The sequence below is a fragment of the Victivallis lenta genome, assembly GCF_009695545.1.
GTDB classification, from domain to species: domain Bacteria; phylum Verrucomicrobiota; class Lentisphaeria; order Victivallales; family Victivallaceae; genus Victivallis; species Victivallis lenta.
The window spans coordinates 1-13,347 of record NZ_VUNS01000023.1; the positions used below are offsets into that span (position 1 = coordinate 1).

The 13,347-nt window shown below is 49.2% G+C and carries 19 protein-coding genes; 13 read left to right on the plus strand and 6 right to left on the minus strand.

Annotated features, from left to right (window positions below; genetic code table 11):
* On the minus strand, nucleotides 1-1,459 hold a 1,459-nt coding region (locus tag FYJ85_RS17040), incomplete at its 3' end, for an ATP-binding protein (RefSeq protein ID WP_154419692.1).
* 563 nt (nucleotides 1,460-2,022) lie between these two features.
* On the opposite strand from FYJ85_RS17040, the gene FYJ85_RS24470 reads away from it, so the two are divergent.
* The 10 genes from FYJ85_RS24470 (at nucleotide 2,023) to FYJ85_RS17085 (ending at nucleotide 7,340) form a co-directional block, all read left to right on the plus strand.
* A complete protein-coding gene (locus tag FYJ85_RS24470; protein WP_420856498.1) occupies nucleotides 2,023-2,415 on the plus strand; it encodes a YkgJ family cysteine cluster protein in 393 nt (130 codons plus the stop codon).
* Nucleotides 2,412-2,807: a hypothetical protein gene (locus tag FYJ85_RS17045; protein WP_154419694.1), complete on the plus strand. Its 396-nt coding sequence runs from the start codon at nucleotides 2,412-2,414 to the stop codon at nucleotides 2,805-2,807. The genes FYJ85_RS24470 and FYJ85_RS17045 overlap by 4 nt, the downstream gene beginning before the upstream one ends.
* 23 nt (nucleotides 2,808-2,830) lie before the next feature.
* Nucleotides 2,831-3,139 carry a hypothetical protein gene (locus tag FYJ85_RS17050; protein WP_154419696.1) on the plus strand — a complete coding sequence of 103 codons (309 nt, stop codon included), beginning with the start codon at nucleotides 2,831-2,833 and terminating at the stop codon, nucleotides 3,137-3,139.
* Nucleotides 3,140-3,159: 20 nt separating this feature from the next.
* On the plus strand, nucleotides 3,160-3,450 hold the full coding sequence (locus FYJ85_RS17055) for a hypothetical protein (RefSeq protein WP_154419698.1): 291 nt from the start codon (nucleotides 3,160-3,162) through the stop codon (nucleotides 3,448-3,450).
* A gap of 22 nt (nucleotides 3,451-3,472) precedes the next feature.
* Nucleotides 3,473-4,573: an ATP-binding protein gene (locus FYJ85_RS17060; protein ID WP_206213265.1), complete on the plus strand. Its 1,101-nt coding sequence runs from the start codon at nucleotides 3,473-3,475 to the stop codon at nucleotides 4,571-4,573.
* The gene (locus FYJ85_RS17065) at nucleotides 4,563-5,024 is read left to right on the plus strand and encodes a hypothetical protein (RefSeq protein WP_154419702.1); all 462 of its coding nucleotides are present in this window, start codon (nucleotides 4,563-4,565) and stop codon (nucleotides 5,022-5,024) included. Before FYJ85_RS17060 ends, FYJ85_RS17065 begins: the two co-directional genes overlap by 11 nt.
* 50 nt (nucleotides 5,025-5,074) lie before the next feature.
* Nucleotides 5,075-6,148 (plus strand): M48 family metalloprotease, encoded by a 1,074-nt coding sequence (locus FYJ85_RS17070; RefSeq protein ID WP_154419704.1) that lies wholly within the window; start codon nucleotides 5,075-5,077, stop codon nucleotides 6,146-6,148.
* 57 nt (nucleotides 6,149-6,205) lie between these two features.
* Entirely contained in the window at nucleotides 6,206-6,382 is a 177-nt protein-coding gene (locus FYJ85_RS17075; protein WP_154419706.1) for a hypothetical protein, read from the plus strand.
* A 24-nt stretch (nucleotides 6,383-6,406) separates the two neighbouring features.
* On the plus strand, nucleotides 6,407-6,640 hold the full coding sequence (locus tag FYJ85_RS17080) for a hypothetical protein (protein ID WP_154419708.1): 234 nt from the start codon (nucleotides 6,407-6,409) through the stop codon (nucleotides 6,638-6,640).
* Between the two features lie 271 nt (nucleotides 6,641-6,911).
* Complete coding sequence (locus FYJ85_RS17085) at nucleotides 6,912-7,340, plus strand: hypothetical protein (RefSeq protein ID WP_154419710.1); 429 nt, start codon at nucleotides 6,912-6,914, stop codon at nucleotides 7,338-7,340.
* 351 nt (nucleotides 7,341-7,691) lie between these two features.
* Here FYJ85_RS17085 and FYJ85_RS17090 read toward each other — a convergent pair whose 3' ends face one another.
* Both FYJ85_RS17090 and FYJ85_RS17095 read right to left on the minus strand, forming a co-directional pair.
* Nucleotides 7,692-8,003 carry a hypothetical protein gene (locus tag FYJ85_RS17090; RefSeq protein WP_154419712.1) on the minus strand — a complete coding sequence of 104 codons (312 nt, stop codon included), beginning with the start codon at nucleotides 8,001-8,003 and terminating at the stop codon, nucleotides 7,692-7,694.
* Between the two features lie 116 nt (nucleotides 8,004-8,119).
* Nucleotides 8,120-8,845: a DUF932 domain-containing protein gene (locus FYJ85_RS17095; RefSeq protein ID WP_206213266.1), complete on the minus strand. Its 726-nt coding sequence runs from the start codon at nucleotides 8,843-8,845 to the stop codon at nucleotides 8,120-8,122.
* A gap of 69 nt (nucleotides 8,846-8,914) precedes the next feature.
* Here FYJ85_RS17095 and FYJ85_RS23245 point away from each other — a divergent pair, with 69 nt between their 5' ends.
* Both FYJ85_RS23245 and FYJ85_RS17100 read left to right on the plus strand, forming a co-directional pair.
* Nucleotides 8,915-9,151, plus strand: coding sequence for a hypothetical protein (locus FYJ85_RS23245; protein ID WP_206213267.1), 237 nt, complete (start codon nucleotides 8,915-8,917; stop codon nucleotides 9,149-9,151).
* 4 nt (nucleotides 9,152-9,155) lie between these two features.
* A complete protein-coding gene (locus tag FYJ85_RS17100) occupies nucleotides 9,156-9,878 on the plus strand; it encodes an ATPase (RefSeq protein ID WP_154419716.1) in 723 nt (240 codons plus the stop codon).
* Here FYJ85_RS17100 and FYJ85_RS17105 read toward each other — a convergent pair.
* Complete coding sequence (locus FYJ85_RS17105) at nucleotides 9,788-10,678, minus strand: RecB family exonuclease (protein WP_154419718.1); 891 nt, start codon at nucleotides 10,676-10,678, stop codon at nucleotides 9,788-9,790. The genes FYJ85_RS17100 and FYJ85_RS17105 overlap by 91 nt on opposite strands.
* The gene (locus FYJ85_RS17110) at nucleotides 10,675-11,106 is read right to left on the minus strand and encodes a hypothetical protein (protein WP_154419720.1); all 432 of its coding nucleotides are present in this window, start codon (nucleotides 11,104-11,106) and stop codon (nucleotides 10,675-10,677) included. Before FYJ85_RS17110 ends, FYJ85_RS17105 begins: the two co-directional genes overlap by 4 nt.
* 248 nt (nucleotides 11,107-11,354) lie before the next feature.
* Here FYJ85_RS17110 and FYJ85_RS17115 point away from each other — a divergent pair, with 248 nt between their 5' ends.
* On the plus strand, nucleotides 11,355-11,807 hold the full coding sequence (locus FYJ85_RS17115) for a DUF6036 family nucleotidyltransferase (RefSeq protein ID WP_154419722.1): 453 nt from the start codon (nucleotides 11,355-11,357) through the stop codon (nucleotides 11,805-11,807).
* Here the strand turns inward: FYJ85_RS17115 and FYJ85_RS17120 are convergent.
* Entirely contained in the window at nucleotides 11,804-13,081 is a 1,278-nt protein-coding gene (locus tag FYJ85_RS17120; protein WP_154419724.1) for a hypothetical protein, read from the minus strand. The genes FYJ85_RS17115 and FYJ85_RS17120 overlap by 4 nt on opposite strands.
* Between the last annotated feature and the right edge of the window lie 266 nt (nucleotides 13,082-13,347).

The window sequence follows — 13,347 nt, forward strand, 5'->3', positions numbered from 1 at the left end:
TCTTGAAGTAGGCTTTGTCCTTGATCTGCGACAACGCAGTATCGTCATCGTCCAGCTTGAACTCAAACAGATAGATATGATCGTCCGTCTGGACAACCGCATCGATCCGACCGTCATTCGTGCAGGATTCCGCTTCGATGTTGAATCCGAGCAGACGGAAAATCGCATAGAAAATGGACTGGAACGTCGCTTCGCTTTTTTTGTGGATTGTGTAAGGCACCCCGGCGAAGAACGATTCGAGAACTTTCCTTGCCTGATTCAGATTGCCCTCCAGGAACGCGGTTGCAAGATCAGCGGAGAAGCTGCTGACTTCCCGTTGCGTTCTGCCTACATAACTGTTCAGCAGATACGTGCTGAAAGATTCTGCCACTTCCTCATTGGGGAAGTCGAGCCAGAACCAGCGTTTGTTGAAACGAATCTCGCTGGATTTGATCGTCAGATACCCTGTCTGCAACAGCAGCGTTACAGGATCGATGTTGTGAATCTCGAACGCATCGAATGTCACGCCGGGAACCGCTCTCGATACCGCATCCTCAAAGTTGAAATCGGTCTTCTTGGCAAGCTCCATCAGGAACGAGGGCGTTCCCGTGGCGAACCAGTAGTTGTCGAACTTGCCGTCATTCTCAAAGAACTTCGCTATGGACACCGGGTTGTAAACCGTCTCCGAAGTCTCCTCGAAACAGTAGCCGTCATACCACGCCTTGAGCTTCCGTTTCAGCTCCTCCACCGAAACCTTCTGCGCCTGTGCGGTCGCTTCGATCCGGTCGCTGAAATAGTGTTCCAGTTCCGATTGCGTATAGCCGAACATCGTCGCATAGTCGGAACGCATGGTGATGTCCGTAAGATTATTCAGATCGGAGAACAGCGATACATGGCAGAACTTCGTCACTCCCGTGATGAATACGAAACGCAACGTGTCTTCAAAGGCTTTGATGACAGAGTAAAACGCTTTGAGTTCGTTCAGGATGTCTTGAACATGAGGCGCACTGACATTATTCAGAATCGGCTTGTCATACTCGTCGATGAGAACAACCACCTTCTGCTCTCCCGCAGATAGTGTGCGAATGAGTTCCCGGAACATTTCACAAGGCTCTGTCGCATTCAAAGCGATATGGTGATCCTCGGCACATTCCTGAACGAGTCCGCTCAAGCTGTTCCGTGTTTCTTTCAGCCCATGAAAGCTCCAACCGTTGAGATCAAGATGAATGACCGGATACGGCTTCCAGTCATACTCTTTCTTTGAGATCGCCAAGCCGTCGAACAGCTCTTTGCGTCCCTCGAAGATCGCTTTGAGAGTGGAAACCGTCAAGGACTTGCCGAAACGACGGGGACGTGACAGGAAGTAGAGACCTTTATAAGAACGAACGAGCTTCCAGACATATTCAGTCTTATCAACATACAGGTATTTCCCTTGCCGGAGATCGGCGAATGCGTAAACACTGTCTGTGAGTTCCTTCATCGGTCATATCCTCCAATACCTTACTATACAGCGATTCCGGTGATTTTCAAGCATGGATGCGACAAGATTGCTATGAGTTCAGTTCCTCCTTGAAGACAACCGGTCTTCAAGGAGGAACCGTCATCTGTCATGATGAAGCCGAAAACATCAACTTTTGTTCCTGTCCCAGCAGGGACTTTCGATCTCCAGACCGTCTGTTTTGCGCTTCTCTGCTCTACTGTCTTCAGGAGGCTAATTGAAGGCATATTAACCTTGCCAAAGCGAACATTCTTTCAGTAAATTGCAACGATGTGATTTGACAAAGCTGCGAATGTCACATATATTACAGAAGTTCTTGTAACGCACTAACCTAACGGGAGGAATGAACGAAACAGAGTATCAATAATCAATTGACAATCAGATAACGTAAGCTTTAAGCAGACTTCACCTCAGGAAACGCCAAAACCACGTGAACAAGTCAAGCTTAAGAGTTTGCGCCCATATTTGGGCGCTCTCTGTGCGTATAGACTTGTTCAGGCATTGGCGTGCCTCTGAGGTGAATACAACAGAGGGCGTCTTTTTTTATGCCGTGCACAACCGATCTTCTAAATATTAATTCCCCTTTATCCGAGGTTAGCAAGCCTGTGTCAAAACACTTGTCGGCTAACTTCAATAATCACCAGTCGACAGAAAAAAGAGCACTCGAAACATTTCCATGCAACCGATGTGGCTCATGTTGTCGAGCCTTGGAGAATAACATTGTTTTTGAAGAATTAAATAGAGGAGATGGTACATGTAAGTATTTTGACGAAACTCATTCTCTTTGCAAAATTTACGACAGGCGTCCTGAATGTTGCAATGTGAGGATAATGTGGGAGAAACATTTTTCTCAAAAATTCTCCTGGCAGCATTTTATTGCAATTAATAAGGCGATATGTACAAATCTGAAAACCAAAATGGAAAGAGGTAAAAAATGAATCATTTTTTTCAAAATGGTAATCAAATGTCGGAAAAGAACGGGGACGATTTGTTGGCCCTCATCAAAGGAATTATGGCCAGCCTGAAATCATGCTGGCAGTTTCTCCAGAATCTCCGAGCCAGCACCACTCAAAGAATCACTTACGCAGGATTGATCTCTGACATTGTAAGAAATAAACCGAATGATCCATACATCAAACGCTGCTCCGTCATTCGCAATCAAAACGCGGATGGGACAACCGAACTGATGATTGTTTATCTTGATGATTTAAATCAACCGGTATGGGGGCCAGATCCGCGGAATCCGTTTGGTTGGAAAATGAAGACCAGGGAACTGGACTTCGAGTTGGAGGATGCGTTCGGGAATAACAATATGCTGATATTAGATTGACTTGAAATAAGGAGATTTTCATTATGCCACTGCCTCTGCTTGCAATCTTTGGAGCCTCGCTGGTCATTGGGACTTTGGTGGTTGTTGCTCTCTTGAAGTGGAAAGAAATCGTCAACTGGTTTCGCAACAAGGGAACGTTGAAACAAAGTGACAAGGATAACATTGCTGTCATGGTTAAAACTCAGTTAGCCTCAGGGCATGTTCGCGAAATTCACGGCATTTTCAACACCAGAACCGAAGAGGTTCTGGATGGGCAGCAGTTCGAAGCGAAAGAACTTGATCAAGAACTGCAGGAAGTGTTCGGTAAAGAGGATGTCGTTGTTTTATCATAAGCAATTAATTGGAATGCAAAATGTTGCCTTTAATCGTAGCCCTTGCTGCCGTTACGGTTGCCTGTGTCGTTTTTATGTTGAAATTCGGAATGGTGAAAAAATGGTTCAATCAGAATCAGAAAATCACCAATCCGAATGCCGTAAATGTTCTATTAAAACAAAAACTCAAATCTGGGGAGTATAAAACAATAGGTGGGATTTTTGACACACAAACAGAAAATATCCTTTCGGCAACAGCATGGCAATCTCAAAAATTGGATGATGAACTTAATAAACTGGAACGAGTTTCTGTCTTACGAAATTTAAATTAAGATTCATGAAAGATTGCAGAAGATGGACAAAGTACAGATTTGGGGAATTCCATCAAATTTGCCTACAGATAAAGCCGCGGTGTTTCGTTCCAGATTACTTTTGGCCTATAACGATATCCGGCCCTTGTTATCGGAGCCTCTTCCAATTATTTCCATCGGCGATATCAGGCAGAAACAACAGCCAGAGGCCTCTCCTTCCGGAGAAAAAAAAAGTATATCCGATCCTTCTGATATCCGTTATCTTCCACAAGAACCTTTGTATTCATTCAAACAATTGATTCTTCCCGAAGAAACCTTGAACGCAATCAGAAACGCAATCGAACTTTTAAAGGTTGAAAAAACAGTTTTTGATGATTGGGGGCTGCGGACGATTGAACCTAATCCTCGGGTGGCACTGAATTTTTATGGCCCCCCGGGAACGGGAAAAACTTTGGCTGCCCACGCCATTGCTGATTATTTGCATAAAACCATTCTCATTGCCAGTTATGCTGAAATTGAGAGCAAGTATCATGGAGATGGGCCCAAAAATGTCAAAGCGATTTTCGCTGCCGCAGAAAAGCAAGATGCCATTCTCTTTATCGATGAAGCTGATTCGTTGTTGTCTAAACGCCTGTTGAATGTTACTCAAGGTTCAGAACAGGCAATTAATTCAATGCGAAGCCAGTTGCTGATCTGTCTGGAACAGTTTCACGGAACCGTTATTTTTGCAACAAATTTAATTGAAAACTACGATAAGGCATTTGAAACTCGTATCCAGCATATCGCTTTCAAAATGCCGGATATATTCTGTCGCGAAAAGATCTGGCAAGCGCATTTGCTTCCCCAATTGCCTCTGGCTCCAGAACTTTCTTGTACTGACTTGGCCCAGGCAGTCGAAGACGTTTGTGGTCGTGACATAAAAAATGCTGTCATCAGAACTGCCGTTCAGGCAGCAATACGTCATACCCTTATTACTCAACAAGATTTGATAAATACGATAAAAAATATCAAAGCGGCAAGGATTTCTGTTATCGGCAATAATGGCAATTTAAGTCAGGAAGACAAAAACCTGCTTCTTGAAAAGGCCAAACAGGCATTGATGCATAGTTCAGCAACTACGAAGGAGGATACTCATGGGAGATAATGTAACGAAAACAGAAAAAGCTGCGGGGTGTGGCTGTTTCATCGGTCTGGCCATTGGTGTTGTACTTTCTTTACTTGCCATAATTGGGGGAAATATGAGAGATCCCCGACCATTACTATTTTTCATCCCTTTGTTAGGACTATTTTGTGCCAGTATTCCCCTGGCAATCTTCAGTCCGGAAAAAGGAGTTCGTGGTTGTGCCGGTTGCATCTGTTATCCGATATTTATTATTGTTGCTCTGGCGGCTTTTTTCAATAACGCGATGTCTGTATTCTGGGGTGTGATTATTGCTATTGTGATTTTGCTGTTATTAAATCTGGGCCGAATTTGCTATGAAAAGGAACAAAAAGCAAAAGACAGACAAATTGCCAATAAATTTGAAGCGGCATTATCAAAACAGTGCAGCGATCTCTTTCCGGATGAATACCCTGCTGATAACTCGAAAAAGTAAAAAACATTGAATTTAATTTCACACGAAATAAAACAGAAAGGGAAAATGCAATGAAATCCACTAGTACAGAGAATCCCATTTCATCAGAGGTGGTTTCCGATAAGTTTGACATGAGTACAATTCGTTCGGCGCCTCCACAACCAAAACTTTGGAAGCAAATAGTTTTTCTATATTTTCTTACCGGCTTCGGCATTATATTCCCTATTTTACTGGTTGTTCGTATTCTTTCTGAGAATCATGATTTTACGATAAGCATTGGAAGAGCAATAATTGTATTTGGAGTTCCCATATGCCTTGTAATTGCATTAATTAAGCTATGGTTCTCGGTCGATATCATAAAAAAACAATTAGGTGTGAAATTACTTGATAAAGATACGACCAATCCTAAGGAACTGTGGTTGATCGATCTAATTACAGCTCTTTCTAAAAAAGCGAATCTTCCCAATGTACCATTGATCGGTATTTATGAATCAGGGGAACTGAATGCCTTTGCCGCCGGACCGACTCGTTCCCGGGCAATGGTGGCATTTTCTTCTGGTATTTTAGAACAAATGGAACAACCGCAACTAGCTGCCGTTGCCGCTCATGAAGTTGGCCATATAGCCAGCGGAGATATGCTGTCCATGCAAATAGTTCAAGGTGTTATTTGGGGAAGCGCCTTGATTGGAAATCTCGTTGGAAACTCAATTAAAATGTTCTTTGAACAAACAAGGACCAAGAAAAGCGAATACAAGGGCTTTGAAAAACTTGATCAACAAATGAAAGATCTCAAGTACGATTTCTTTGGTGAAAACATTCTAGGGACCTGCATCACATCGTTTGGCAATATTGTATCATTAGCTTTTTCGCGTCATCGGGAATTCAAAGCGGATAACTTTTCGGCAACAATGACTTCACCCCTGTTAATGAGTTCCGCTCTTCAATACTTACTGAACGATCAAAAAGCGGGAACAACAACACAAGCGAATTCCCCTTATGCGGCCTTAATGATTTCTGCTCCTGAAGGATGGGCTGATTGGCTTTCGACACATCCATCTCTGGAACGTCGGATCGAACACTTGAAATCATTTCAGGCAGACGTTTTGCATGTACCAGAAGCAATAGTACCTGAGCAAAAAAAATAATACCTTTCAACAAGCTCTTTTAAGTTGAGGGCAAACTAGACAAAAGGAGAATGTAGCATGGCACAGTATCAGGCATTAGTGGAGTACAAGAGAATCGCCAAAGGGGAGACTTCTGTCCACAATATGAAGGAATTCGTTTATGTCGGCATGAAGAACGTCCAGCTTGCAAAAGGAAAGATCAAGTCCAAGTATCCGAATGACAAGATCATGTTCGTGAACGTCACTTGGAAATAACAGCCAGACGGGAGCGGAAGAGTTATGGCGGTACAGAAGACGCCTTGGACAAGAGTCAACGCCAAGGTCTGCTGCACCTGTGAATACTGGGACGGGGAACGGGAACTGCAATTCCTTCCGGGAGTGAGGTTGAACGCGATCCTCGCCCAGTTCAATCCACAGGGGCGCTGTCTGGCAAAGATGAACTGTCTGATGGCTTACGACAACCCCGGAGCGGCATATTGCGCGACTTACAAACGATGGCACAAGTTGCCGTAAGGATGTAAGATGAATGACTTCATACGGCTCCCCGGATTCTTTCGGAAAAAGATTGAACCGGTGTATTACCGTGTATGCTGTCCGGAGTGCGGTTACACGGAGATGCTGGAACAGGAGAAGGAATGCGGTGATTCGGAAGAGCATCGGAGAGAGACGGCATTGCCGAAGGTCTGTCCTGTATGCGGAGCCGGGGTGACACGGAAGCGTATTCCGGTCTTGCTTCGATATTGACAGATTGGATGGTGAAGTTGAAATTGAAACATGGTGATATATGAGAAAGATATTTACCATAGCAATCACGACGATTACAATCTTCTTGGGCTGCATCTCGCCTGCGATGGCGAACCGGGAGATCGTTCCTGCGGATGTCACGGTCAAGGTGCAGTATCAACTGAAGATGGACGGTTACAATTCATGGACGACAACGAACGCCTCTTTGAGAGGAGCGGTCACCGAATCTATGATGATCGGCCAGCTTGCAGCCAGACATCCCAACGGACAGATTCGCATTCTGTCGGCATCCTATGGCAAGACTGTTGCCCATACTGTCCGCTACCAGATGAAGAGGGGAAAGTCTGCCTGGACGAATGGCACCGTAACGTTGAACAATGCCTTGACCGAATCCATGGCAAGGAATCAGCTCAAAGCAAAGTTCCCCGGAACGTCAATCCGAATCCTGAGCTTCGTAAAAAAGAAATGACAGAGGAGAGTTCCCATGCGATTGCCCGTAGCGGAAGACAGGAATTGTTTTACGACAAGGCTCAAGTACAGACTTGAACCGAAGAAGCTGGCTCAACAGCGGTTTGACTCCTGGTGGAAAAGTGAGGAACCATATCGAATGCAGAGAAGTGTAATTACCAGTATCAATGGGTTTTATCTGATCCACCGCATGGTAATGATTCCTTACCCGCCTCCGATATGGTTTGCCAAGTCGAAACTGCGTCCCGATCAGATCGCATACCTTGAGAAACGCAGAACGGAAGCTGCTGAATGAATCAAAAAAAGATCACTCTGTCAACCGGGACACTCACAACGAGTGCCCCGGTCTGGTTTATGCTTTGAACCGCAGATGACACTTGGGGCAGTGGTACAATCCGATCACGTTTTCATCAATCAGCTTGCCAGCCTGAGCACCGAGCAGACCTCCGGAGGTGACACCCCAGAGGAGATTCAGGATTCCTCCGGCAACAGCACCGATGGTCGTGCCGACAACTCCCAACGCACTTCCGGCACGGGCACCGCGAACCATGCCGACAATCACAACGGCCCCTCCTGCGGTAATCCCAGTTGCGGTTCCAACCGTACTGGCACGATGAAGCGGGTTCGCAATCGATGCACAATTCGGACAAAAGACTTTCGCCATAGTAACGACTCCTTCTTTCAGTTGATAAAACCGGCGACCGAAGCCGCCGGGGTGCGAGGTACTCTGTCGTTTGCACCACTTCCGACAGAGGGCCTGCCAGGGTGAATACCCGTGGACTACTTCCACAGTTCCGCCGGTTTGCCGTCCAGTCCGAACAGTCGGGTCAGACTGCGGTAGCACTGGTCGGCACGGGCGGGACTGTACTTCTTGGCGGTTTCGGTGAAGGCGTTCAACAGACTCCACCGGGTCGGTTCCGCAAACTCCTCGTGCCGGGGATGTTTGAATTCATTCCAGACGGTCAGAATATCGCATGACGGAATCGCCTGACGTTCCGCCGCCACCACCAGCGAAGCACGAACTTCATCATCATTGAGTTCATCGATCTTCAACTCCTCTGCTACATTTTCCAAGGTTAAAAACTCCAGTTCAAGAGAGTTTACCGCCTCCAGAACCAGGCCGTTCAGTTCGATCCGGGAGGTGTGGCGACGCTTCAATATCGTACTACCTCCAAACATGAGATTTGAACAGACTCTGACACTCAACCCGGCACTCAATCCGAGCGCCAGCGTGCGGTCATGACTGTTGCGGATGCCGATGCAGCGGCTCCACTCCGTGCTCGACGTGCGGTTGATCCGCATCACGCCGAACATCCGCTGACCGTCCCGGGCGAGACCGTACTGCTCCTCCAAAATCTGCCAGTTGTGTGCCTTGACCACCTCCGTCACCGCGTCGATCACGTCGCTGTGCGGAACCGGTTTCCAGCTCGCGGTAGCGGTCGGTGTCGGAACCAGCGCGATCTCATCGCGTCCGACGAACTTCCCCTCACTCATCATCAATCCCATAATCTTTTGCTCCTGTTGTTGTTTTTTGTTAAAATGATTGTATATTAGAGGAAACAGGAGGGATACGCCATGAGTCCGACAAAAATCACCGAAGTAACTTTGCCGAATGGAGTAACCGTTCCTGTCGTTTCTGCCGTGGAAACAGATGATGCCACCACAGAAACCTTGCGAAATGTTGCCGCGAAAGCCGGTTCTCATGCGGTTGAAAACGCCTTGTCGCGCGGCGTGTCCGTTACTGTCGCCAAAGCAGACAAGATTGTAACAATCCATCCGGACGGCAGCGAAAGCGTCATCGGAGCGCTGTAGACCGATGACTCCGCGCCTGAGAATGCTTGCCGGTCCCAATGGCTCAGGCAAATCGACTCTTGCTGCCCAGCTGAGTTCAGATTATGCCGTCAATCTCTATCGCTTTGTGAATGCGGATCTGCTCTTTGCCGAAGTGGTGCAAAGCCATCGGACGGCCTGTCCGTTTTCAATCGACAATGCCGAACTCGTGGAGTTCGTTGCCCAGTCAACCTATCCCCGAGAATATAAACGACCCTTTGAATCGGGGGAGATTTACATTGACGAAGAAGATTACCTGCACTTTTCTGCGAACGGCATCAATTCCTATTCCGTAGCAATCGTCGCAGACTTCTTCAAAGAGCAATACTTGAAACACCGGATCAGTTTTTCTTTTGAAACGGTGTTTTCACATCCTGCCAAGATCGATATCCTCAGACGGGCACAGGCAGCCGGATTTAAGACCTACATGTACTTCGTTGCGACCGAGAATCCCGTGATCAACGTAAACCGGATCAAGGAACGGGTCGCTCTGGGAGGACATGATGTTCCGGAAGAGAAAACCCGGTCGCGATATTTGCGCTGCATGGAACAAGTCCGTTATGCTTTGCCATATTTAAACCGGGCCTACTTTTTCGACAACTCAACGCAACAGTCGCTTTATCTGGCGGAGTACGAATCGGAGGTCGGCTTCTCTCTGCATTCAGAGCTCCTGCCATCCTGGTTCAGACGCTTCGTGCTGGGTGAATAGACCAAAGTCGAATGCCAGGATTTGCAACGCTCCCGATACGGACACTCCGCACAGGCGAAGCTCGTTTCGTTCGGCAGAAACACGCCCTTGTCCACCGCGTCCTGCACCCGCGCCGCCAGCGACTCGAACCGCCGGAACGCGGCTTCATCGCGGCAGGTGTAGTGCGTTTCGCAGACCGGATTCTTCGCCTTGATGATCACGTCGAACCGGAAGAGCGGCGTCGTGCCGTTCAGTTTCTCGTAGGCATAGCTGAACACGGTCGCCTGTAAGTCACGATCGGCTTTCCTGGCGGGCCAGCGGCTCGCGGAAGTTTTCCAGTCCACGATGCAGACATCCCGCCCGTCCTGCACGAGAAAATCCCATTCGCCAATCAGCGGCTTTTTGAGTCCAGGGACATTGATTTTGAACGCCTGCGCGACGCCTTTGATCGTGTAGAAGTCCGACCAGTTCGCGAGCGCGGCATCGAGCATCCGGGTTGCCAGCGCGATCATCGAATCGAAATTCTCCCCCTCCTTGTAGATCAGGTTCGGTGCGATTTCGGTTTCGATCTGGAACGACTCCGCAAAGAGGTTGACGATCTCCTCCCTGGTCAGCGAACTCCCCATCAGGCACTCCCATGCCTGCGCGGTCAAGGCCGCGTGAAACGCCTTGCCGAACGGGAGGCAGATCGAAGTCCGCTCGATCTCCGGCTGCTCCACATAACGGTAGAAGTATTGCAGCTGACAGACGTTGAGGTAGGTGTTCAACGCCGAATAGGACCAGTGCGGTTCCTGCCGCAGTTCATCGATGGTCGCCATCATGCCGCCCTCCAGCTGTTGATGAGTTCCGAACACTGTCGCTTGCTCAGCTGCCGCACATCCGGCACACCATGTTGCGCGGCGATCTGCTGCGGAGTCACTCCGCGCTGCCGGGCGAGATCGAGCAGATACGAGAGCTGTTTCGAACTCGCCGGAACGTCGTTCTGACGACCCGCTGCCCGGTTGCCCTGCGGCGCGGTTTTGCGCTCTTCTGCGGCGGGATACCCCTCATGATTGCGGGGCACATTTTCGTGAAGTTCTGCTTCGACCGAGTTCCGTACGAGGTCGAAGGTTTCATGAATCCGGGTTTGCAGCTGATCCTGAGTGAGCCCGTCCGGAAGTTCGACCTCGACCGAAGCGTGATAGCTCTGACTCGAATACTCTTCTCCGGCGGGAACCTTCTTGGAATACGACGCATTGAGTTTCAACATAATACAGATCCTCCTTCTTGTTTTTCCAGAAAAATCAGCTATATTTAGAATGCAAAGAGAAAGCGGCAGATCATCATGGATATTCGAGAACAGAAAATACGGCTTTGGCTGGAACATCCACCGGTTATGAAGTTTCCGGAGCCGTGCAATCTGCCCCCGTTTTCCAAGCAGTCCTTCCGAAACTACGAGGAAATGAACGCCTGGAAACGGGAATATCTGAAGCGGATCGCCGCTCAAGGGGGAATCAAATGGAAGAACTCCTGAAAAAGCTGAATGACGCCGGTGTCCGTTATGTGGTGATCGGCGGTCAGGCGATGCTTCAGGAAGGGATGCCCCGATTCACGCTGGACTGGGATCTTTTCATTCCCCCATTCGATCAGGCCAATTTCGACAAGCTCAACGCCGCTCTGGCCAACGAGCTGGATATGAGCGTGGAACCGCTGGATGTTCAGACCGGAGACGGGTTTGTACAAACCTTTCAAACCTCCGGCGGGATCCTCCAGTTCCATCTGTCGCCGCCGGGCCTGCCCAAGTTCTCCACAGTGGAAGCGCGGGCGGTTGTCCACGAGTTTCACGGCGTGCCGGTAAAATACCTCTGTCTGGACGACCTCCTGAGTTCAAAACTGGCGGTGGAACGCGACAAGGATTCCGACGACATTCTGTTTCTGACCATTAAGAAACAGAGTCAGCAGAACGGTTAAATCGCCATCTTGATCCGTTCGATGGCGCGCTTGGCGAGGATGAAGTCCCGCTCTTTCTGCTTCTGCTTCAAAACGGCTTCCTTGACCTTGCGGGTCAGAACGCCGGTTTCGTCGAGCAACAGCTTGAGCTTGCCGCGCAGTTCGTCGATGCCGTGATTCAGCTCCTCCATCGGGTCGGGAGTTTCGTTCGCGGACTCCCGGCGGGAGTCGGTTTCTTTGATTTCGTTCGTTTCCATTTTGTTTGCCTCCTGGTTGGGTTGTGGATTGGATTTGGGACTAAGGTGAATCGGCATCGCAACGTAACAGCCGGCGCCGCCCTCGGCCACGACCGGCATCCGCCCGTCCGAATGGGCGCGGAACTTCGTGTAACACTGCTGAAGCATCCGCAGCAGGATGTACTTGTTGAGTACCAGCACCGCCCGCGGCTGAACGCCCAGAAATTCCGTTTCCGTTTCGAACGACATCTCGGGAGTATCGACCGGAATAAACGTCACGCCATGCGGCGTCACATTGAGTTCGATTCCGTGGAACGGCTCATGGTCGGGAACCGTTTTCAGGAACGCAATGATCCGTTCCGGCTCGAAGAATTCCAGCGAATAATCCAAAGCGTTGCCGGACGGAATCACCTGCTTCCAGGCGGGAAATTTCCCGGAGAGCGCTTTCCCCTGCCACAGAAAGCCGCCAATCTCGATCCGGAAGAGCCGTTTGTTGCACCGATTCCAGAGGTGGAGTACACCGGGAGCGGCGGGCTTCGCAGTCAACAACGCGAGCGGAAACGGCAGCGTAACCTCCTCCGGAACCGCCAGCGGACAAGGAAGATGCAGCAGCTCTCTGCCGTTCGTCACAGTGATGCCCTCCGGTGAAAGGTTGACGCCCCGCAGAATGAGCCGCACACCATCGCGATCCGTAACCGGAGCCGCCAGTGCAAGCAACTCCCCGAACGTGGCCGGAAGCTCGACTTTGACCGCCTCCTCGGGGACAACCTCCAGCTCCGGCCATTCAAGCGGCTTCCCCGTAATCTCGACCTCGCCACCCCGCGTGGAACGGATCAGCTCCCGCAACGCCCGATACTCGACCGCGAAATCGACCGCCTCAGCAACCTCACACTCCACACTTACTGCAACACACTCCACGCCGTCAGTCGCCATGAGCCGCAACCGTTCTCCATCCCCGACAAAGCGAACCGACCGCACCACCTCCACCGGCGAAGTCTGCGCCACAACCTTCCCGAGCACCTTCAACGCCTCCAGCAACACACTCTTTTTGATCTTCATCTTCACCACCTCCATGCGATTAAAACCAATCAGCCCCGCCGGTCCGCAAGGACCGACAGGGCTGATCACTCATTCAGGCCGTTATTTTAGCCTGCCATCACAATGGTTATATATAGACGAAATCAGTTTGAACTGCACAACACGGAAAGGCATAAAAGTGATTTTCTGTTCGGGAAATTACTAAATACAATAGCATACATCTTCCCCAAAGGTTGTATTCCAGAATAAGTTGTGTTATTTTACCAGTAAAACAATATCCGGCGGGG

Coding starts and splice junctions, on each gene's coding strand:
- FYJ85_RS17085 (WP_154419710.1), top strand. CDS start 6,912: ATGAGAAAGATATTTACCATAGCAATCACGACGATTACAATCTTCTTG.
- FYJ85_RS17100 (WP_154419716.1), top strand. CDS start 9,156: ATGACTCCGCGCCTGAGAATGCTTGCCGGTCCCAATGGCTCAGGCAAA.
- FYJ85_RS17120 (WP_154419724.1), bottom strand. CDS start 13,081: ATGAAGATCAAAAAGAGTGTGTTGCTGGAGGCGTTGAAGGTGCTCGGG.
- FYJ85_RS17095 (WP_206213266.1), bottom strand. CDS start 8,845: ATGGGATTGATGATGAGTGAGGGGAAGTTCGTCGGACGCGATGAGATC.
- FYJ85_RS23245 (WP_206213267.1), top strand. CDS start 8,915: ATGAGTCCGACAAAAATCACCGAAGTAACTTTGCCGAATGGAGTAACC.
- FYJ85_RS17060 (WP_206213265.1), top strand. CDS start 3,473: ATGGACAAAGTACAGATTTGGGGAATTCCATCAAATTTGCCTACAGAT.
- FYJ85_RS24470 (WP_420856498.1), top strand. CDS start 2,023: ATGCCGTGCACAACCGATCTTCTAAATATTAATTCCCCTTTATCCGAG.
- FYJ85_RS17080 (WP_154419708.1), top strand. CDS start 6,407: ATGGCGGTACAGAAGACGCCTTGGACAAGAGTCAACGCCAAGGTCTGC.
- FYJ85_RS17090 (WP_154419712.1), bottom strand. CDS start 8,003: ATGGCGAAAGTCTTTTGTCCGAATTGTGCATCGATTGCGAACCCGCTT.
- FYJ85_RS17065 (WP_154419702.1), top strand. CDS start 4,563: ATGGGAGATAATGTAACGAAAACAGAAAAAGCTGCGGGGTGTGGCTGT.
- FYJ85_RS17110 (WP_154419720.1), bottom strand. CDS start 11,106: ATGTTGAAACTCAATGCGTCGTATTCCAAGAAGGTTCCCGCCGGAGAA.
- FYJ85_RS17070 (WP_154419704.1), top strand. CDS start 5,075: ATGAAATCCACTAGTACAGAGAATCCCATTTCATCAGAGGTGGTTTCC.
- FYJ85_RS17075 (WP_154419706.1), top strand. CDS start 6,206: ATGGCACAGTATCAGGCATTAGTGGAGTACAAGAGAATCGCCAAAGGG.
- FYJ85_RS17055 (WP_154419698.1), top strand. CDS start 3,160: ATGTTGCCTTTAATCGTAGCCCTTGCTGCCGTTACGGTTGCCTGTGTC.
- FYJ85_RS17045 (WP_154419694.1), top strand. CDS start 2,412: ATGAATCATTTTTTTCAAAATGGTAATCAAATGTCGGAAAAGAACGGG.
- FYJ85_RS17105 (WP_154419718.1), bottom strand. CDS start 10,678: ATGATGGCGACCATCGATGAACTGCGGCAGGAACCGCACTGGTCCTAT.
- FYJ85_RS17115 (WP_154419722.1), top strand. CDS start 11,355: ATGGAAGAACTCCTGAAAAAGCTGAATGACGCCGGTGTCCGTTATGTG.
- FYJ85_RS17050 (WP_154419696.1), top strand. CDS start 2,831: ATGCCACTGCCTCTGCTTGCAATCTTTGGAGCCTCGCTGGTCATTGGG.